A 20,518-nucleotide genomic window follows, 5' to 3' on the forward strand; every position below is an offset into this window, starting at 1 on the left:
TTTTGAAAATTCGCCTCAGATCATCATGCTTGATTGTTGCCTAAGTCAGGTCTTAATACTTTTGCATCTTTTAAATATACATGAACGATTTTTTCTTGAGGCAAGCTTGTATTTACATGCATCATAATTCTAATGCACATCTTTACGGAATTGGTAACTGGTATCTCCTGCATACACATGACAGGTACATACTTCCACCCAGCAAATTTCCGCATTGCCTTAGCAGGAAATACAGCGTTTATATCTTCTGTCGTTGAAATAAAAACGGAGGCGACGGAATCAGGTTGAATTGGATTCACCGTAATTAATTCAGCGATTAGCTCTTCTGTAGCAGTGATAACCGCATCTTCAGTATTTGCTTGAACCGTCGTAGCTCCCCTCACCCCTCTAATCATTTAATATCCCCCTTTAATTTAAAACTTTTTAACTCTTTTAATAATACTTTTTCAGATATTTCTTGAAGCCTTGGCGACCCAATTTGTTCTAATAACACAAATCGAATGGATTCACCAACCGACTTCTTATCCTGTTTCATTTTGTTTATTAAGCTCTCATCCGATAATTGAATGGGTAAGCTAGTTTCATATCCTAATTTTTTAACCCATTCAATAAATTCATTCAACTGAAACTCAAGTCCTAGCAGTTCATTGCTTAACTTTAATGCAAAAATCGTTCCAATCATAACGGCTTCACCGTGAGTAAAATTCCCATAACCCATTTCTGCCTCAATTGCATGCCCCAGTGTATGTCCTAAGTTCAAATACGCACGAACCCCCGTTTCTCTTTCATCTCGAGAAACAAACTCGTTCTTAATCTTAATACCCTTTACCAAGGAATACGTTAATTGCTCCAATGTTAAGGAATTTAAATCATGGACATTCTCTAATAACCACTGATAGAAGGAAGGATCTGCAATTAGAGCATGTTTAATAACCTCAGCAAATCCTGAACGAATTTCTTGAGATGGCAGCGTTTTTAATAGTTCAAGATCATAAAAGACAGCTTCAGGTTGATAAAATGCACCAATCATATTTTTCCCTAGTGGATGGTTGATCGCTACTTTTCCGCCAACCGCACTATCATGAGCTAGGATGGTCGTTGGTACTTGAATAAAAGGAATCCCTCTCATGAAGGAAGACGCCACGAAGCCAGTTAAATCTCCCACCGCACCGCCGCCAAAAGAAAGAATGACGGATTTTCGATCGAGTCGATTTTCAAGTGCAGTTGATAGTGCCTGATAATAAACATCAAAGGTCTTTGCCTTTTCACCAGCAGGCGCAGTGAAAATGACAGGATTCCAGGGTTTTAGTACATCCTGTAGTTTTTCTAGATGAATCCTGGCAACCGTTTGGTCGGTAATAATTAAAATTTTTGTCAGGTCAGGAAATTGAGTCGCCAAGAACGAGCCGATTTCTTTTCTTACACCTTCTCCAACAAAGACGGAGTATTTTTTTGACTCTGTTTGTATTTGAATCTTCTCCATTAAAACTCCCTCGCAAATTCACGCTGTCTATTAATCTCATCAACAAAGGTCTCAAATCGATCACTATAAAATTGTTCAATAAGAGCATTTGCGAGTTCCCATGCAACTACATTCTCTGCGACAACCGCAGCGGCAGGCACAGCACAACTGTCAGAGCGTTCAACACTGGCAGCAAAGGGTTCTTTCGTCTCAATATCGACGCTCATGAGTGGTTTATAAAGTGTTGGGATAGGCTTCATCACTCCCCTAATAACAATCGGCATACCTGTCGTCATCCCGCCTTCAAAACCTCCAAGGCGATTCGTCTTGCGATAAAACCCTTGGTCTTTGTCCCAAGCAATCTCATCGTGGACTTGACTCCCAGGCTTTCTAGCAGCTTCAAAGCCAATCCCAATTTCGACACCTTTAAATGCATTGATTCCCATAATCGCAGCAGCTAACTTTCCATCCAATTTACGATCATAATGAACATAACTTCCAACCCCTGCCGGCATCCCTGTAGCAATCACTTCAACTATCCCGCCAATGGAATCACCATTTTTCTTTGCATCATCAATAGCGGCCATCATTTCTTGTTCTATCTCAGGATCTGCGGTTCGAACTGGAGAATCTTCTGTCCGCTGTTTTAAAGCAGCTATCGTCAGGGAGTCATCAAAATTGGCTTTTACTCCGCCTATCTCTAAAACATGTGCAACAATCTCCACACCTACCAATGATAATAACTTTTTCGCAACGGCACCAGCCGCCACTCTTACAGTGGTTTCACGTGCTGAAGAACGTTCTAACACATTTCTCATATCTCGGTGACCATATTTAATAGCTCCATTTAAATCTGCGTGACCTGGTCTGGCCCTTGTTACTTTACGTTTCATTTCACTCTCTTGGTCTTCATCTACTGGTTCAATCCCCATAATAGATGTCCAATGTTTCCAGTCATTGTTTTTTACGACCAATGCTATAGGTGAGCCAAGAGTCTGGCCATGACGAACACCTGAAACAATTTCTGCTGTATCTTTTTCAATTTGCATGCGTCTTCCACGGCCATAGCCCTTTTGCCGTCTTGCTAGTTCATCATTTATATCTGAAGCGATTAGTGGCATTCCAGCTGGTAAGCCTTCTAATATTGTCGTTAGCTGTGGTCCATGGGATTCTCCAGCCGTTAAATATCTCATTCCCATACTCTTTCCTCCTTCAACTCATTAAAGAATTATGTATCAATATAACATATTGAGCAAAATAAGCCTAGTATAACTATTCAGAAAATAAGGATAAATTTTTAATATTGTACACAAAAAGAGGATGTTCCACAACAAAGGGTCAGACCCTTTTGGAACATCCACATTTACAGCTTAGATTAATATATCCACTCGTTTACTAGCTTTGAGTAGTCGACTAACTCTGCTTCTTTAAAGAATAAGCCAATTTCACGCTCAGCACTTGTTGGTGAATCAGATCCGTGAATAACGTTTTTCCCAACTGTGAGCCCAAAATCTCCACGAATAGTACCAGGAGCTGCATCTTTAGGATTGGTAGAGCCCATCATTTGGCGGGCAGTAACAATCACATTTTCACCTTGCCAAACCATAGCAAATACAGGCCCTGAAGTAATAAAATCCACTAATTCTCCAAAGAAAGGACGTTCCTTATGCTCTCCATAATGCTCTTCAGCAAGCGTATTTGGAATGCTCATTAATTTTGCACCGACCAATTGAAAGCCCTTTCTTTCAAAACGTGCAACAATTTCGCCAATTAGATTACGCTGTACCCCGTCTGGCTTTACCATTAAAAATGTTTTTTCCATGAATCCCACTCCTAAATTAGATTAATATGTATAATGATTGTTAGCAGTTAACAATCCATGGAAAATGTTATCATTTTTTTGAATATTTAGCAAGGTTGTGAATATTTCTATTTTGGAATTAAACAGAAGATAAAGTTTATGTATGTTAGAATTTTCGTCTACCAATGTATTTTGCAATATCTCGAAGTGTTTTTTTAGCTTTATTTTCTGGTAATTCCTCTAATACTTCTAATGCTTTATCCAGATATTGATCACTCAAAGCAAATGATTTTTCAATGGCACCTGATTGTTTTATAAGGGAAATAATTTTCAAAATTTCCATTGAGTCCATATTTTCATGTACCCGTTCAATTTCCTTGCGTATTTCATAATCCTTCATAGCATATAAAACCGGTGCTGTAATATTGCCTTGTAAAAGGTCACTTCCAGCAGGCTTCCCCAACTGCTCCTCAGTAGAGGTGAAATCCAAAATATCATCAATAATTTGATAAGACATTCCAACGTAATAGCCAAAACGGAAAAGCTTCTTATGGAAAGCCTCTTCCACTCCTGCGGCAACCGCCCCTAGTTGACAGCTGGCTGCAATTAGCAAGGCCGTTTTTCTTTTGATTCTCCGCAGATAGTCGCGCATGTTTTGATTAAAACGGTATTTGTCTTTTATTTGCTGTATTTCCCCTACTGTTACTTCAACAATGGTATTTGCTAAAATTTTGTGGGCTTCAGGTTTTTCAATATTGGTCATTAATTCCAATGCAAGGGCAAAAACAAAGTCACCTGTATACATGGCAACTTTATTATCCCATTTTGATTTAACTGTTGGCTGACCCCTTCTTAGATCAGCATCATCAATCACATCATCATGAACAAGCGATGCCATATGGATTAGTTCAAGAGCAACGGCAACATTTTTCATCACATGTATATCATATTGACCAAATTTTCCTGCGAGCAACACAAAAATAGGACGAATTCTTTTTCCTCCGGCTTGTAAGGTATGCATTGAAGCTTGTTTCAAAAGAAGAGACTCTGGTTGAATCCTTTCTTCCAGCTCTCGTTCAATTATGTTAATATCCGAATTCAAAAATGAATACATCATTTTTAATTTCATTTGTATTCACCCTGCTTTTCATCCTGTCTTCAATCTCAATAAGTTAATTCTTTTTGCCAATATGAACTGCAGCTGCACCACCACTGTATGGTCTGTATTTCACATTTAAAAAACCTGCTTGTTCAAACATTTTGGCGAGCTCCCTCATGCCGGGAAAATCACGCGCGGATTCATGTAACCAAGCGTATTCTCGATAGCTTTTTGCTAACAATTTTCCGAACAATGGCATAATAAAACGGAAGTAAAAATAATAGAGCTGCTTATAACCGACTAAAGTTGGCTGTGAAGTCTCCAGACAAACAGCAATTCCTCCCGGCTTTACTACCCGGTGCATTTCCTTTAAAACTTGTAGGTAATCTGGGACATTTCTTAAGCCAAATCCAATCGTAACATAATCAAAACTGTTATCAGGAAAGGGCAGTTCCATAGCGTTACCATGGATTAATTTAACCTGTTTAAGTCCTAGACTTTTCACTTTTTCAATGCCAACATTCAGCATATTTTGACTAAAATCTAAACCCGTTACTTCACCGTTTGGACCAACCGCTTCAGCTAAGGCGATTGTCCAATCCGCCGTTCCACAGCAAACATCGAGAGCTTTTGAGCCAGGTTGAACATTCATCCTTTTCATGGTGTCTTTTCGCCACTTTATGTGCTGCTGAAAACTAATAACTGAATTCATTTTATCATAGTTATCAGATATCTTTTCAAACACATTGTGAACGCGCTGTTCTTTCGATTGCTGCATGTTTTACCCTTCTTCCACAAAAGTTTTAACACATGGCTGGTATTGACTCAATAATGATGTAATCCTTTTTTCAAGTACATCATTTAAGTAGGGAACCTGTTTTAACCCCTGCTCAATCACATGCTTTGAACGATCTAAATATTGGTCGCATATCAGCAATAGTTGATTTCGTTGTTCACCTGTTAAGTCTTCTAATTTTGCATCATTTCCGGAGAAAATAATATTCTTCAATGATTCAAATAAAACGGACCGATCTGAATGAAAATATTGTTTTTTTTCATTTAATAACCGTTTAAATAATAACAAGTGAGCAAGGAAATCATTCCATAAATTCACTTTAAAATAATCTGAGAGCTTTGATAGGATCGAACTTTCAATCCGCTTGATGCTGGTCATCAATGTTTCAGTTCCATCAACTTCACTCTGATAGACAAGAATCTTATTTTCATTGACTTCTTTTACGCCCTTTGAAAGTGATTTTATCATTTTTACATCTTCGGCATCGGCAAGAAGTTTATAGTAAAGACCGCTAAAATAATCACCAGCTAAAACTGTTAATTGACGATTTTTTTCATCATGAGATGCATTTGTAATATGTTCATGGGTATCAAGGGCTGTTTGAATTAGCATGGTTGACAATGCATAATTCTGAATTTCACTAAATGACAATTCGAGGTTTTCCATTATTGAGATAATGATTAGAAGTTTATCTTCATCAATAATAGGTGTTTCAATATAATCAAGCAGATATGAGTCAAAAACTCTCTTTTCGACCTGCTCTTTAATCATTGTAAATTTTTGTCGAATGTCCTGCACGTAAATCACCCTTGCTTCCATGAAGTAATGTCTGTATGTATTTTATTATTGTCAATTTTGAATGTAATTTTCATGTCCCTAAAATAAAGAAAAATCCTGTTCATTTTCATTAACAAGGCAGTCATCATTATATCATAAAAGGCATCATCTGGGCAGATATTCACAAAATAATCATTGAATCTCCATAGACAACCACTCATATCCATAGATGAATGATACCTAGCTTATTTCTTCATTTCACTTTCAATTTCACCAAATTGAGTAAGAACTTTTGCATTTCCTCTAATTTTAATAGCTGAAGTATGTTCGGTAAATTGAGCAATTAATACTTCACCCTTATCCAGCTTTTCTGAATGATGGAATCTTGTATCCGTACCTCTAGTCAAACCTATTACATTGACACCATCGTCCAGTGCCTTGATGACGACATAATCACCATTTTGTGGATTTCGTTTTTCCAATTTCATCACTCCAAACATGTCTTCTATCACTCGACACTAATATTTTATTAAAGATAGTACTTCAGACCGTGCAATGGCATCGTCTGCTAGGACTCCTCGAACGGCAGTGGTAACGGTTTTAGAGCCAGGTTTTTTTACTCCTCTCATCGTCATACACATATGCTCTGCTTCAACTACTACCATTACTCCGTGCGGATCGAGCTTTTCCATGATACTATCTGCAACAGTCGATGTAATTCGTTCTTGCAGCTGTGGCCTTTTCGCTACTGCTTCAACCGCACGAGCTAATTTACTTAGGCCTGTGACACGTCCGTTCTGCGGAATATAGGCGACATGCGCTTTTCCAAAGAAAGGTACAAGATGGTGTTCACACATTGAATAGAATGGAATATCCTTAACCAACACTAATTCTTCATGATCTTCACTAAAAATAGTCTCAAAATGCGCCTTTGGATCCTCATTTAATCCACTAAAGACTTCTTCATACATTTTTGCTACTCTTTTTGGTGTATCCAGCAAACCCTCACGGTTTGGGTCTTCACCGATTGCTTCTAATATTAAACGTACCGCTTCTTCAATTTGGGTACGATTGACTTCTGACATACTAAATTCCTCCTAGAGTATATCTATTAAGTATAAACGACAACTACATATTATCACAATCATTTCAATGCAAGCAAAAAAAAAAGAAAAGCGCTAGGGCGCTGGAGCTGGACATTTCTCGAAGTCAACACTTTTAAATTCTGATATTAGAAAAAAGGCCATGGAATTCTCCATGACCTTTTTGCTTAAGCCTATCGCTTAAAGCAATAATTATGTAATTATTTTACTGCATCTTTAAGCGCCTTACCTGGTTTGAAAGCTGGAACCTTGCTTGCAGCGATTTCAATTTCCTCGCCTGTTTGTGGGTTACGACCTTTACGGGCTGCACGCTCACGTACTTCAAAGTTTCCAAAACCAATTAGTTGAACTTTATCACCATTTTTTAAAGCATCTAAAATTGCATCAAAAACAGCATCAACTGCTTTTGTAGCGTCCTTTTTTGAAAGCTCGCTAGCTTCAGCAACTGCATTAATAAGTTCTGTCTTGTTCATGCCATTCACCTCCTCCCAAAGAATTATCAAGATTCGTAAATAAGATTACTTATCTACATTTCTAAACAATTTTTCTAATTTCTATACGTCATAGCGCGTTTTATTACCAAAGTAATCCATATTGACCACTTCAGTGACATAATTCTTTTTTTTAGTAAAACCTTATGAAATAAGGCTTTAATCACTATAACGTAATCTGTTAAAAGATTATCATAATCAATTGAGCATATCAAGAAGATTTCATGAAATAATGGTAATCTTTTCTTTTGTTCATACTTTTTCTACTATATTTGACTTTTTGCAATAGAATATTGAATTAAAAACAAAAAAAGACTCCGATATGGAGTCCAAAACCTAGAGAATAATGGCAATTAAACCACCGGATCCCTCGTTAATAATTCGCTCTAATGTCTCTTTTAACTTATATCTCGCATTTTCAGGCATCAGCGAAAGCTTTGCTTGGATTCCTTCACGAACAATGGAACTTAAGCTGCGGCCGAAGATATCTGAATTCCAAATTGAAAGAGGATCGTCCTCAAAGTCCTGCATAAGGTAGCGAACTAGCTCCTCACTTTGTTTTTCCGTCCCAATGATTGGAGCAAATTCAGACTCGACATCTACCTTGATCATATGAATCGAAGGTGCCACCGCACGGAGTCGGACACCAAACCTAGCACCTTGACGAATGATTTCCGGTTCCTCTAGACTCATGTCTGAAAGGGTTGGCGAAGCAATACCATAACCAGTTTGTTTGACCATTTTTAATGCATCAGAGATATGATCATATTCAGCTTTTGCATGTGCAAAATCCTGCATTAGTTCAAGTAAGTGATCCTTCCCTCTGATTTCAACACCGACAATTTCTTTTAAAATATCATCATACAATTCATCGGGAGCCATTAAATCTATTTCGGCAATCCCAGAACCCATTTCAATGCCCGCTAGCCCAGCTCTTTCAATGAATTCGAAGTCACTAAATTGCTGAACAACACGATCAACATCTCGTAATCTCTTGATATCTTTAACTGTTTCCTTAACAGCCTCTTGATAACTTTCACGGAGCCAATGGTTTTCTCTAAGGACCATTACCCAACTCGGAAGATTTACATTGACTTCAAGAACCGGGAACTCGTAAAGTGCTTCACGGAGGACGTTAAGGACATCACTGTCACGCATACTTTCCACACTCATAGCAATAACTGGGATATCATATTTTTCAGCTAAGCTAGATCTTAGTGTTTCAGTACTAGGGTGATATGGCTGAGCGCTGTTTACCACCATAATAAATGGTTTACCAACTTCCTTCAGCTCATTAATCACTCTTTCTTCTGCTTCAATATAGTTGCTTCTAGGGATTTCACCAATGGTTCCATCAGTAGTAACTACTACCCCTATAGTAGAGTGTTCTTGAATTACCTTCCTTGTGCCAATTTCTGCAGCTTCGTGGAACGGAATCGGTTCTTCGTACCATGGTGTATTAATCATCCTCGGTCCATTTTCATCCTCATAACCTTTTGCACCTGGCACTGTATAGCCTACGCAATCTACCAGCCTAATATTGACATTTAGCCCTTCCTCGACATGAACAGTGGCGGCTTGATTGGGAACAAATTTGGGCTCGGTGGTCATGATAGTTTTTCCCGCTGCACTTTGTGGCAGCTCATCTTGTGCCCGTGATCTTTCTGCTTCACTGTTTATATTCGGTAAGACAACAAGCTCCATAAATTTTTTAATAAATGTAGATTTGCCTGTTCGTACTGCACCTACTACTCCTAAATAAATATCACCGCCAGTTCTTTCGGCAATATCTTTAAAAATATCAACCTTTTCCAAGTGATCCCCTCCCGATCATAGAGTAAAGTGGGATAATATCATCCATTTTAGGTATTTTTGGACAGTATATGTTTATGACGTTGTCCTATCTTCTTATGACACTTTTCTAAAAATTTTTACCCCCTTATTAAAAATTCATGTATGCATGGATATCTGTATTACTCTGAAGATTCGATTTTATGGAGGGTTTCTAACTATTCTTTACGGATATGACCAAGCCAAAGTGCCCATATCGCGTTATTATTGTTTAGCAAAAAAAACCCTTCTCCTACAATATATTTTTATAGGAAAAGGGTTATGACTTAAACATCTTATTCTTCTAAAAAAACAGGTTCTTTCGTTTTTGCATCGACCGTGTATGGAAGGGAATATGCAGGAACAAACATTGAGTCATTCACGAGTATGGAGCGAATATCCTCACCAGGCTTTAGGTCCATGTTCGTTTTTTTTAGTGCTTGATATAGATCGGGCCGATAATCGACATAGATCTCAGCATCTCCCGTTATAACTAAGGAGAGGTTTTGATTCGTAAATGGACTAACAACATAGGGCTGTTTTTCATAACCAAGTTGTTTATAATCTAAGGAAAACACATTTTTGGCAATCTGTTTCTTATAGGGAGGATAACCTGTGGATTTTATTCGTAATTTAATATCACGAATGGTTTCAGTCATCCTTAAGTCCAATAATTTTACAGTGGGTTTTTTTTCCACATCAACAAGCACATATTGAAAAGTGCCCCCGCTTTCATAAGCATTTCCGGGGGGGGCAGCTATATACTGCGGTGAAATCCTTTTAAATTCTATCGGATATTTTTGAAAAATAGGCGTTTCTGCCTCCATTGTTTTGATCGGTAAAATACCACCATTATCTTTTTGAAAATCATTTACAGCGGTTTGAACTGTTTGAATTTGATCCTTATAAGGGATTTGGTTCTGTGATAATTCCTCTTTTGGATACATACAACCCGATAAAAGAACAGCTATTAATATAAGCGTACTGCCAAGCCTTTTTCTTTTCATACAATCACCTTTAAATATATGTATTGGAAGCAATTAAGTGAAGAATACAATGAGTAATGTCAATCCTGCAATAATCATAAATAAATAAGCAAAAATTGCTGTAATAAATCGGAATACCCCTTTTAACTTATACCTACTTAAATAAATGGATATAATGGCCAGAAACATTAGAGCCATTCCTGCAACAGAAATCCACATTTTTATCATAGCTGGTGACAATCCTTATTCCCCCTTTTTCGAAAGTTAATTATATCATAGCCAGCCCTTTTACCATAAAGTTTTGTGCGCCATTCCGCCTATTCACCACAAAAAAACTGAAGTAAAGAGGGGCGAATTCTTTACTTCAGCTAAATCAGGACTAAATAACCCATTCTCCACTGTCATACTACTAGGTTGCTTCGTTGCATTGTATGCAATCTAGGTATAAAACGCATCAGAAGAATGCCTATTTTCTTCACAAAAAGCACATTTTTAATCTTCTGTGTTTTTTGCCTCAAGCACATTTACTAAATCTTCCATCTCGTGAGTCCGACCGCGAGCCATTAGAACATCTACCGCGTCTTTTGCATTCTTCCCATTAAACAAAACATTATAAAGTGCAGAGGTGATTGGCATGTTAACATTGTATTTTTCGGCTAGCTGGTATGCCGCTTTCGTTGTTCTGACACCTTCAACCACCATCCCCATATTATCGAGAACTTCTTGAAGTGTTTTACCCTTACCAAGTAAATGACCTGCTCTCCAATTTCGTGAATGAACACTCGTACAGGTAACAATTAAATCGCCTATACCCGCTAAGCCAGAAAAAGTTAACGGATTTGCACCCATCTTTGTACCAAGACGGGCTATTTCTGCCAAACCACGGGTCATTAATGCTGCCTTAGCATTATCCCCATATCCGAGCCCATCTGTTATTCCAGCAGCTAATGCAATAATATTCTTCAAGGCTCCGCCAATTTCAACACCAATGATATCGGAATTCGTATAAACACGAAAATTATGATTGATGAATAAATCCTGAATTTTTTCTGCAGCTTCCATATTTTCTGAAGAAACGGTTACCGTGGTTGGGTGTCTTAGGCTAACTTCTTCCGCATGGCTTGGACCAGACAGTACCACAACATCCTTTAGGAGTTCACTAGGCATTTCTTCTTTGATCATTTCAGAAATACGTACAAGCGTATCAGGCTCGATCCCTTTACTAACATGGGCAATCGTTAATGGTGCCGATTGGACGGCGCGCATCTTCCCAAGGACTTCACGAATGGCCTTCGTAGGAACTGCTAAAATAACAATTTCTACCCCTTTAAGAGCATCACTTAACGAAGCATATCCCACAATTAATTCCTGCAGAGAAATATCAGGTAAATACTTTTTATTAGTGTGGTATTCATTGATTTCTTTCACTTGGTTTTCATTATGGCTCCATAGACGAACCTCATGGGCGTTATCTGCAAGTACAATGGATAGTGCTGTACCCCAACTCCCTGCACCTACAACAGCTATAGCTGCTTTTTGATCCTCCATGATTATACACCCTCCTTATCTTTATTTTCTTTCTCTAGCAAAAATTTTGATAGGGGTTCCCTCAAATCCAAAAGCGTCTCTAATTCTATTTTCCAGAAAACGCTCGTAGGAGAAATGCATCATTTCTGGTTCATTTACAAACACAACAAAGGTTGGAGGTTTAATGGCTACTTGGGTAGCATAATATATTTTCAACCGTTTTCCTTTGTCAGTTGGTGTTGGATTCATGGCAACGGCATCCATAATAACATCATTTAATACGCTTGTTTCAACACGCATCGAATGGTTTTCACTCGCTGTATTGATCATTGGCAATAGGGTATGAATCCGTCTTTTGGTTTTTGCCGATAAAAATACAATCGGAGCATAGCTAAGGAATAAAAAATGTTCCCTAATCTTTTGTTCAAGCTCTTTCATGGTCTTCTCATCTTTTTCAATTGCGTCCCATTTATTCACTACAATGACTACAGCGCGTCCAGCCTCATGGGCATAGCCGGCAATTTTTTTGTCTTGCTCAATAATTCCTTCTTCAGCATTAATGACCACTAAAACGACATCAGAACGTTCAATAGCCCTTAATGCGCGGAGCACACTATACTTTTCAGTACTCTCATACACTTTCCCTTTTTTTCTTATCCCTGCCGTATCAATAATGACATATTTTTGCCCTTCATACGTATACGGAGAATCAACTGCATCGCGAGTTGTACCCGCGATATTACTGACAATGACTCGATCTTCCCCTAAAATGGCATTGACGAGTGAGGACTTGCCGACATTTGGTCGTCCAATTAAAGAAAACTTGACCACATCATCAGCATATTCGCCTTGCTTATTTTTTGGAAAGTGTTTTGCTGCTTCGTCCAATAAATCGCCCAGTCCTAGTCCGTGTGATCCCGAAACAGGGATAGGTTCACCAAAGCCAAGTGAATAAAAATCATAAATTTGTTCTCTCATTTCAGGATTATCAATCTTATTGACACCTAAAACAATCGGTTTTTTAGACCTATATAGAATTTTCGCTACTTCTTCATCTGCAGCTGTTACGCCTTCTCGTCCATTTGTTAAAAAGATAATGACATCCGCTTCATCAATGGCAACTTCTGCTTGTTGACGAATTTGCTCTAAAAACGGCTCATCTCCGATATCAATTCCACCTGTATCGATCACATTAAAGTCATGTGTTAACCATTCACCCGAACTATAAATACGATCTCTAGTTACTCCTGGAATATCTTCGACGATAGAAATACGTTCACCTACAATTCGATTAAAAATAGTTGATTTTCCAACGTTCGGTCTTCCTACAATGGCAATAACTGGTTTAACCATTATGATCGCCATCCTTTCTCTCATATATTTCACAAAAAAATTGTTATGTTAGCATTATTCCATTTAAAGTTCTTATTAAGTAAAGAAACCCTTCTATCATAAAGAAGGGCCTAACTTTAATTATTTTATCAATCTTAATCACTTCTAGCAATGGTAAGCCTAACAAGATTCATGATTAAGATGATTTTTGTTTAGCTTTTTCAAAAAAGTGAAAGTGATTTTGCATATAGGACCCTGCATGTTCAATTGCACTCCATCCTACCAACAACGAAAGAATTAAGGCACACACATCTAAATATTCGAATGTTCCAATCGAATAGGGAAACGGAATCCTACTTAAGGTATAGGCATATAAAACTTCCCCTTGCATGGTTCCGCAAATGATAATAAGCAATCGCCCTTTTAGTGTTTTTTGAAGAAGAATAGCTAGATAACCAAAGCAAATACCCATCATCCATTCTTTTTTAAAAATTATCCATATGGGGTCGAATATTTCGAATAAATGAAAGGTAACATACGCAATCGACACGATTAACGAACAAATAAAGTAATAGATAATGACTCTTAGTTTTTCTTGGCTGAAAAATAAATACGATATAATTAATAAACAAAAACCACTGGCGTGTATCTCAAATCCGCCTACCATAAACTTTATATTTGATAATAGGATCACAATGAGAAGAATCGCCGACAGCATTAACCGATATGGATTTTTTTTGTCCAGCATGAATGTAAGATATATCCAAAATGACCAAGCGATCCAATAAAACATTGACCCTTCCATACTCTCACCACCTCAATAGTTTTATTATTGGTAATTTTTATGTACTTTCATACTTCTCGGAATAATATTTCGGTGGTGAATCATCTTATTAAGAGGAGGTGTGAATAATGGGAAAAGACCGACAAGAGAAAAAACTCAAAGCAAGTAGAAGAGTGGAATCAGATCGTGATCAAGCCTTACACTACCCAGGTGCTACCAAACTATCAAGCCCAGAAGAGGCACGTGGATTGAATGATGGAAAGAGATAGCGAAAGTGCCTGATTAGCGCTGTTTAAAGAAAAAGCTCCCGCATATGCGGGAGCTTTATTTGATCGAACGCTGACTATATTGTTTTGTATCAATTCCTCTCTGATGTAACCAATGATAGGTTTCACCAGATATGACTAAGGGTGCTTTTTTTAATTCAGATAAAGATTTTGCTCCTAAAGCCGTTAGAATCATCGCTAATTCCTTATGCAGGATTTCAATTTCATCAATTAACGATTCTATCCCCTTTTCAACAAGAACTTGCAAGAAAAAGCCTGCCATTCCAATCGCACTGGCACCAATTGCAATACCTTTAGCGATATCCAGTCCAGTCAAAAAACCACCCGAGCCAATAATCGAAATTTTTTCAGCCGTAAATGCTGCTTCTATGATTGAAATCGGAGTAGGAATACCCCATTCATTAAAAAATGAGAGAGATTTTTCTCGACGCTTATTTTCTATTTCCGCAAAATTTGTACCGCCAGAGCCTCCAACATCAACCGCCATGACTCCAATTGATCTAAGAGATTCTACTGTTTCCATCGACATTCCGAATCCTACTTCTTTGACAATAATAGGAACATCCACCCCGTTAACAATGGATTCAATTCTTTTTAAGGCACCACTAAAATCCCGGTCACCCTCAGGCATCGTTAGTTCTTGAATCACATTTAAATGAATCTGCAAGGCATTTGCTTCGATCATCTCAATGGCCGCTTTGGCATATTCCGTAGTGGCTTCCGAACCTAAATTAGCAATAACAATCCCTTTAGGGTTCTCTTTTCGTACCACTTCATAAGTATATCTTTCACTTTGATCCTTTATTGCAGACATTTGTGAGCCAACGGCCATAGCTAGTCCGGTTTCTCTAGCGACCATTGCCAATTGTTGGTTTATAAGATATGTCTTTTCTCCACCGCCGCCGGTCATTGCATTGATAAAAATTGGCGAACTTAATGAAAGTTCGCCAATTGAATCATCCAACCGAACATCATTTAAACTGATATTCGGTAAACTTTGGTGAATAAATTTAATATCATCGAAAACTGTCGAATGGTTTTGCTGGTTTTGAAGTGCAAAGCGAATGTGATCCCATTTCCGTTCAGATCTAGACATTTAAATCACCATTATTTTCTTAAATTCTTTAATTTATCTCCAATCATTTCTCCAAGCTGAAAGCCTTTTGACTCTTCAGGAAGCTCGTAATCAAAGTTTTCTTCTTCATCTTTTTCAAGTAGTTCTTTAATACTTAACGATAGACGTTGATCCTGTTCATTTGTTTCTAGAACTTTTACTTTTACTTCTTGCCCTTCTTTTAATACTTCATGTGGTGTTCCAATGTGCTTATGGGCAATTTGAGAAATATGAACAAGACCTTCAACACCTGGGAAAACTTCTACAAACGCACCATAAGATACTAAGCGTTTAACTTTCCCATCTAAAATACTACCTTTAGGAGCTCTTTCAGCAATATTCGTCCATGGTCCAGGAAGTGTTTCTTTAATGGATAAAGAAATTCTTTCATTATCACGATCTACACTTAAAACCTTCACTTTAACTTGCTGTCCTTCTTGAACAACATCTGTTGGTTTATCAACATGCTCATAGGATAATTGAGAAATATGAACAAGACCATCAATTCCGCCAATATCAACGAATGCACCAAAATCGGTTATTCTTTGTACAGTTCCCTCAATGATTTGGCCTATTTGCAGGGCACTAAGACGATCTTGCTTTTGTTTACCTTTTTCTTCTTCCACAACTGCACGATGGGATAAGATTAGGCGATTTTTATCCTTATCAAGTTCAACAATCTTAAACGCAAGTGTACGTCCTTTGTAGTCACTGAAATCCTCAACAAAATACGGTTCAACTAATGATGCAGGGATAAATCCACGAACACCTAGATCAACAACAAGGCCGCCTTTTACGACGTCTTTTATCTCTGTTTCAAGAATTTCGCCATTTTGGAATTGTTGTTCTAAACTTTCCCAAGCCTTTTCCGCATCTACTTTCCTTTTTGAAAGGACCAAGGCCTCTTCTTCCACTTTTAACACTTCAAGTTCGAGTTCATCACCAATGTTCGCCGCATCAGAAGCTTTTTCAACATGCAAGCTTGAAAGCTCACTGATTGGGATAATTCCATCTAGTTTACTACCTGGAACATTGACAAGCACCTGTTTTTCTTCTACTTTAGTAACCTGTCCTGTTACTTTGTCCCCAATTTCAAAGTTTTTCACTTCTACTTGATTCATTTCTTCCGACATATGTATTCCTCCTTAATCCATTTACTCCTAAAATACTATATATGATTGGGTGAATACCACTCAGCAAACACCATATATAAAAAACAAGGGCAATTGCAAGGAATATTCAAAAAAAATCTCTTTTTATAAACTTCTTACAAATAGCCTTTTTTGTCAAGCAGAACCTATCGATGCTCTTTTATAAGTTTATCAATTTCTGACATAATTAATTCAGTCACCTGCTCGGCTGATGCTTTTGCTTTTTTCATTTCACTCATATCAATCGGTTTCCCATAAACAACCCTAAGCTTATTGAAACTTTTATAAGGCCCTAAAACAGCACAAGGGACAACATGTGCTTCAGATCTTAGAGCAAAAAAGCCTGCTCCTGCCAATCCCTTTCCTAACTCTCCAGTTTTACTCCTTGTTCCTTCTGGAAAAAGGCCGAAGACATGGCCATCCTTTAATACCTTTAAGCCCATTCTTAGTGCCTCACGGTCGCTAAATCCCCTTTTAACTGGAAAGGCATTACACTTTCTAACGATACCACCCAACACAGGAACGTGAAAAATCTCTTCCTTCGCCATATAGTGTACGGGCCGAGGTGCCATGATCCCTACTACAATTGGATCAAAATTATGGATATGATTGGAACAAAGAAGAACACCACCTTCTTTGGGGAAATTTTCAACACCAATTGCTTTAATCCTATACCATGGTTTGAAAATAATCGTTACTACAGACTTTGCAAAGTCATAAAAAGCCACACTTATCCAATCCTTTCAAGCACCAATGCCATAATTTTTTCAACAACTTCAGCAATGGTTAAAGAGGTTGTATCAATTTCAATCGCATCATCAGCCTTCTTCAAGGGTGCTACATCTCTTTCTGAATCGATTTTATCTCTGCGTGCAATTTCTTCTTTTAATTTATCTAAATCAGAAGGGAATCCCTTTTGAATATTTTCACTATGGCGCCTTTCCGCTCTTTCCTCCACACTTGCAAGCAAAAACACCTTTACTTCTGCAGCTGGCAATACATGTGTTCCGATATCTCGGCCATCCATCACAACTCCACCTTCTGTAGCGAAAGCTTGTTGTCTTCTAACCATTTCTTTACGTATCTTCTGATGTCGGGCAACATAAGAAACAGAATTAGTTACCTCGGCCGTTCGAATCTCATTGGTCACATCACTATTATTAAGGAAGACCAACTGCCCTTTTTCAGAAGGTAATAATTTAATTTCAGTAGATAAGAGCGTGTCCAACAATGAAACCTCATCTTCCAAATCTACACGGTTAACGATCGCTTTATATGTCAATGCCCTGTACATCGCACCAGTATCAATATAAATATAAGAAAGTTTTTCTGCCACAATTTTTGCTACTGTACTCTTTCCGGCTGCAGCAGGGCCGTCAATTGCAATTGATAATTTCTTTTTCATAAATCCTCCTAAATGCCTTCATGTTCGTCTACTCTTCTCTATTATTTTACCACAAGAAAAAGAAATGCCCCTTTTTTTTTACCCTTTTCAATAAAGAAATAACAAAGCCAATAAAAAATAAAGCAGGATGGCCTGCTTTATTTTGTTCCACCTTGAAAGGTTTGGAGGATCTCCGTAAATGTATTTTCATTTACCCCTTCGTATTTTGTTAATTGTTTAATTTGCGGAAAAATATCCAACTGGTGGAAGAATAGTTGGGATAAAAATAAAAAGATAAACTGGACGATCACAACTTTAATTAAAATCCGCTCTACCATTTTCATACCCACCACTCCAATTATTATATATGTATATTATTGGAGCCCCTGTATTTTTTTATTCTTAAACATGGTGTAACCATACCTAAAAAAAGGAAAAGCAAATGCTCCTCCTTAAAGTACATCTTTATAAATAGTTTCCGCATCCTTCATTTTCTCTACTTCTTCTTCAAAACCAGTTTTGGCATTAATAAATATTCGGTACGTACTATCTTCAATAGTCCCAAGGAACTCATAACATAATACCTCTTCATTTAAATCATTTACAATCATGGCTTTACGGTCTTCCATGACTTTTAATTTTGGATTTACTTTTGCTCGAGCTTGTTCTATTGATATAGTTGGTTTTTCAATAGTTCTTGTTTGGAAGGATTTTAAATATTCCTCAGCAGAAACCCCAATTATATCCCCATTATCTAGGGCAACTTTGACTTTAATGGATTCAGGATAAATCCTAACTCCATTTATATTTGTAACAAAGTTGAAGACGCCAATATTATCATATTGTGTGCTTTCAAAAACCTCCATATTTTTGAACCCTGTATCTTTTAAGAATGCAGCTGCCTTGTTATCTGCATCATTAAGACTTAGAACTGGTTTCTTTATTTCCCGATTATTAATATACCAAATGGGATGACCGGCCTTTTTAGTAATATCCATACTTGCTTCTTGCCCGCTTTGTTTATTTTTGATTGACACACTGTAAAAGCCGTAATCGGATCCTTTTCCATTGTCAGTAACTTTCACTTGCGCATTGCCATCAAGCTTAATATATTTTTTTGCAATGGTGATGGCCTCATTACGTGTAATGGTTTTCCCCTTTATTTTCTTAAAATTTTCATCCTTTTTTTGCATATTCGCAAATGTTGGTCCAAAATCTGCCTCTTCATAGCCTGAAACTGTTTTTTCAACTGTTTTAAAGCCATCTATAATTGTGTTATCCGTTGTTTCTTTCCCAGATGCAAGGGCAAGTTCGACATCCATCCAACGCAAGTTATTTTTCAAAACCATATGCTGCACATTCTGAAGTTCACCTTGAATGTCACCAGACTGTTTATAGAGTACTTTTAATGTTTCATATTCTTTATCTGTTAACGGTTCCTTACCTAAGTCTCTAACAGCAGTACGATAGCTAAAATTTCCAATATTCGCTAAAAATTCTTCCGTTTTGTTAAAAGGCAATAAGGTTAAAGGCAGCTGCCCAACATCTCCGTGTGCTTGCGAAGTAAGTCTCCACACTTCAATTAATGATGGAGACAAGGTTTCTTTAGAATTCATGGCAAGAGTAGAACCAATTTTATCGTGCAATAGATCCATTCGATATGAAAGATTGTGAAATGCTCGTTGATAATTGTTTTCCGCATTAATAAGTATCGCATTTTTTTCTTGGTGTTCTTGGTAGCCCCAATATGCTGTTCCCGCAACACCTATAGCGAGAATCCCTATCAATATTCCTCTAATCAAATCTATTCACCTCTCTACTTACAAAAGATATGTTGGCCAATTCGTTTTATTTGTGGTCTTCCCCAGATCCATCCACTTGTGGCTGTAGCAGGATTAAAGTAGTATAATGCTTCTCCTGTCGGATCCCATCCATTTACAGCATCTAAAACTGCTTTTTTGGATGTTTCATTCGGTGTCAGCCAAATTTGTCCATCTGCAACAGCTGTAAATGCCCCAGGTTCAAAAATTACCCCTGATACGGTATTGGGAAACGATGAACTATTTACCCGGTTAAGTATGACGGCTGCAACAGCCACCTGCCCGATATATGGTTCTCCCCTTGATTCTCCGTGGACAGCATTGGCCATTAAGCGGATCTCATTTTGCGAGAACCCATTTGGTGTGTTCGCTGCCGTCGGCTTTTGTGCAGCTGGTTTAGGTGTTGATGGCTTTTGTGCTGTTTGTTTGTTATATTTTGTAGCTTTTGTTAACTTCGCCTTGGTTGTTGCCCCAGCAATTCCATCAATCGGTAACCCAAATTCATATTGAAAATTTCTTAATGCCCAATACGTCCCCCATCCAAATACCCCATCGATTTTCCCATGGTAAAAGCCAATATGTGTGAGCCTGGATTGTAACTCAATGACATCCTCGCCAACGGCTCCCTTTTGGATGACCTGGTTGGAAAAGGCATGCACCTTTTGGCTATCCACTATAGAAAATGGGATGATGCAGAAAGAGAGAAGGATGAAGTATTTGAGTAGGATGCTTTTCTTAATCATGGAATAATAACCCCCATTATGAATCTTTTTG

24 protein-coding genes are annotated in these 20,518 nt (G+C 37.8%); 1 reads left to right on the plus strand and 23 read right to left on the minus strand.

The genetic code is table 11. The features are described 5' to 3' along the window. Nucleotides 1-23 precede the first annotated feature (23 nt). The 16 genes from aroH to AC3ANL_RS17270 form a co-directional block, all read right to left on the minus strand. Nucleotides 24-395: a chorismate mutase gene (gene aroH / locus AC3ANL_RS17195; protein ID WP_488325624.1), complete on the minus strand. Its 372-nt coding sequence runs from the start codon at nt 393-395 to the stop codon at nt 24-26. Further along, a complete protein-coding gene (aroB, locus tag AC3ANL_RS17200; protein WP_488325625.1) occupies nt 392-1,483 on the minus strand; it encodes a 3-dehydroquinate synthase in 1,092 nt (363 codons plus the stop codon). The genes aroH and aroB overlap by 4 nt, the downstream gene beginning before the upstream one ends. After that, nucleotides 1,483-2,655, minus strand: a complete 1,173-nt coding sequence (gene aroC / locus AC3ANL_RS17205) for a chorismate synthase (protein ID WP_488329762.1) — start codon at nt 2,653-2,655, stop codon at nt 1,483-1,485. The genes aroB and aroC overlap by 1 nt, the downstream gene beginning before the upstream one ends. A gap of 182 nt (nt 2,656-2,837) precedes the next feature. Further along, nucleotides 2,838-3,284: a nucleoside-diphosphate kinase gene (gene ndk, locus AC3ANL_RS17210; protein ID WP_488325626.1), complete on the minus strand. Its 447-nt coding sequence runs from the start codon at nt 3,282-3,284 to the stop codon at nt 2,838-2,840. A 145-nt stretch (nt 3,285-3,429) separates the two neighbouring features. Then, nucleotides 3,430-4,392 (minus strand): heptaprenyl diphosphate synthase component II, encoded by a 963-nt coding sequence (gene hepT, locus AC3ANL_RS17215; RefSeq protein ID WP_488325627.1) that lies wholly within the window; start codon nt 4,390-4,392, stop codon nt 3,430-3,432. Between the two features lie 43 nt (nt 4,393-4,435). Beyond that, on the minus strand, nt 4,436-5,140 hold the full coding sequence (locus AC3ANL_RS17220) for a demethylmenaquinone methyltransferase (protein WP_488325628.1): 705 nt from the start codon (nt 5,138-5,140) through the stop codon (nt 4,436-4,438). A 3-nt stretch (nt 5,141-5,143) separates the two neighbouring features. Beyond that, complete coding sequence (locus AC3ANL_RS17225) at nt 5,144-5,956, minus strand: heptaprenyl diphosphate synthase component 1 (RefSeq protein ID WP_488325629.1); 813 nt, start codon at nt 5,954-5,956, stop codon at nt 5,144-5,146. Between the two features lie 224 nt (nt 5,957-6,180). Further along, on the minus strand, nt 6,181-6,423 hold the full coding sequence (gene mtrB, locus AC3ANL_RS17230; protein WP_488329763.1) for a trp RNA-binding attenuation protein MtrB: 243 nt from the start codon (nt 6,421-6,423) through the stop codon (nt 6,181-6,183). Nucleotides 6,424-6,453: 30 nt separating this feature from the next. Further along, on the minus strand, nt 6,454-7,020 hold the full coding sequence (gene folE, locus AC3ANL_RS17235; RefSeq protein ID WP_488325630.1) for a GTP cyclohydrolase I FolE: 567 nt from the start codon (nt 7,018-7,020) through the stop codon (nt 6,454-6,456). 218 nt (nt 7,021-7,238) lie between these two features. Further along, nucleotides 7,239-7,511: a non-specific DNA-binding protein Hbs gene (hbs, locus tag AC3ANL_RS17240; protein WP_024030636.1), complete on the minus strand. Its 273-nt coding sequence runs from the start codon at nt 7,509-7,511 to the stop codon at nt 7,239-7,241. 354 nt (nt 7,512-7,865) lie between these two features. After that, a complete protein-coding gene (spoIVA, locus tag AC3ANL_RS17245) occupies nt 7,866-9,344 on the minus strand; it encodes a stage IV sporulation protein A (RefSeq protein ID WP_488325631.1) in 1,479 nt (492 codons plus the stop codon). 311 nt (nt 9,345-9,655) lie between these two features. Then, nucleotides 9,656-10,366 (minus strand): hypothetical protein, encoded by a 711-nt coding sequence (locus AC3ANL_RS17250; protein WP_488325632.1) that lies wholly within the window; start codon nt 10,364-10,366, stop codon nt 9,656-9,658. A gap of 33 nt (nt 10,367-10,399) precedes the next feature. Next, nucleotides 10,400-10,585, minus strand: a complete 186-nt coding sequence (locus tag AC3ANL_RS17255) for a DUF2768 domain-containing protein (RefSeq protein WP_488325633.1) — start codon at nt 10,583-10,585, stop codon at nt 10,400-10,402. 252 nt (nt 10,586-10,837) lie between these two features. Continuing rightward, entirely contained in the window at nt 10,838-11,893 is a 1,056-nt protein-coding gene (locus AC3ANL_RS17260) for an NAD(P)H-dependent glycerol-3-phosphate dehydrogenase (protein WP_488325634.1), read from the minus strand. A gap of 21 nt (nt 11,894-11,914) precedes the next feature. Beyond that, entirely contained in the window at nt 11,915-13,225 is a 1,311-nt protein-coding gene (gene der, locus AC3ANL_RS17265; protein WP_488325635.1) for a ribosome biogenesis GTPase Der, read from the minus strand. 175 nt (nt 13,226-13,400) lie between these two features. Continuing rightward, nucleotides 13,401-14,009, minus strand: a complete 609-nt coding sequence (locus tag AC3ANL_RS17270) for a YphA family membrane protein (protein WP_488325636.1) — start codon at nt 14,007-14,009, stop codon at nt 13,401-13,403. Between the two features lie 107 nt (nt 14,010-14,116). Between AC3ANL_RS17270 and AC3ANL_RS17275 the strand changes: the two genes are divergently transcribed. Beyond that, nucleotides 14,117-14,257, plus strand: coding sequence for a YpzI family protein (locus AC3ANL_RS17275; protein ID WP_007084885.1), 141 nt, complete (start codon nt 14,117-14,119; stop codon nt 14,255-14,257). Between the two features lie 55 nt (nt 14,258-14,312). On the opposite strand, the gene fni is transcribed toward AC3ANL_RS17275, so the two are convergent. The 7 genes from fni to sleB form a co-directional block, all read right to left on the minus strand. Beyond that, complete coding sequence (gene fni / locus AC3ANL_RS17280) at nt 14,313-15,371, minus strand: type 2 isopentenyl-diphosphate Delta-isomerase (RefSeq protein ID WP_488325637.1); 1,059 nt, start codon at nt 15,369-15,371, stop codon at nt 14,313-14,315. An 11-nt stretch (nt 15,372-15,382) separates the two neighbouring features. Next, nucleotides 15,383-16,522 carry a 30S ribosomal protein S1 gene (gene rpsA, locus AC3ANL_RS17285; RefSeq protein WP_488325638.1) on the minus strand — a complete coding sequence of 380 codons (1,140 nt, stop codon included), beginning with the start codon at nt 16,520-16,522 and terminating at the stop codon, nt 15,383-15,385. 164 nt (nt 16,523-16,686) lie between these two features. Beyond that, nucleotides 16,687-17,268 carry a lysophospholipid acyltransferase family protein gene (locus AC3ANL_RS17290; RefSeq protein WP_488325639.1) on the minus strand — a complete coding sequence of 194 codons (582 nt, stop codon included), beginning with the start codon at nt 17,266-17,268 and terminating at the stop codon, nt 16,687-16,689. A 2-nt stretch (nt 17,269-17,270) separates the two neighbouring features. Beyond that, nucleotides 17,271-17,945: a (d)CMP kinase gene (cmk, locus tag AC3ANL_RS17295; RefSeq protein ID WP_488325640.1), complete on the minus strand. Its 675-nt coding sequence runs from the start codon at nt 17,943-17,945 to the stop codon at nt 17,271-17,273. Nucleotides 17,946-18,082: 137 nt separating this feature from the next. Then, a complete protein-coding gene (locus AC3ANL_RS17300) occupies nt 18,083-18,268 on the minus strand; it encodes a YpfB family protein (protein ID WP_488325641.1) in 186 nt (61 codons plus the stop codon). Nucleotides 18,269-18,376: 108 nt separating this feature from the next. Then, entirely contained in the window at nt 18,377-19,726 is a 1,350-nt protein-coding gene (gene ypeB, locus AC3ANL_RS17305) for a germination protein YpeB (RefSeq protein ID WP_488325642.1), read from the minus strand. A gap of 14 nt (nt 19,727-19,740) precedes the next feature. Next, nucleotides 19,741-20,487, minus strand: a complete 747-nt coding sequence (gene sleB, locus AC3ANL_RS17310) for a spore cortex-lytic enzyme (protein WP_488325643.1) — start codon at nt 20,485-20,487, stop codon at nt 19,741-19,743. Nucleotides 20,488-20,518: the final 31 nt, after the last annotated feature.

It is taken from the genome of Neobacillus sp. DHD-1R, from assembly GCF_057747995.1.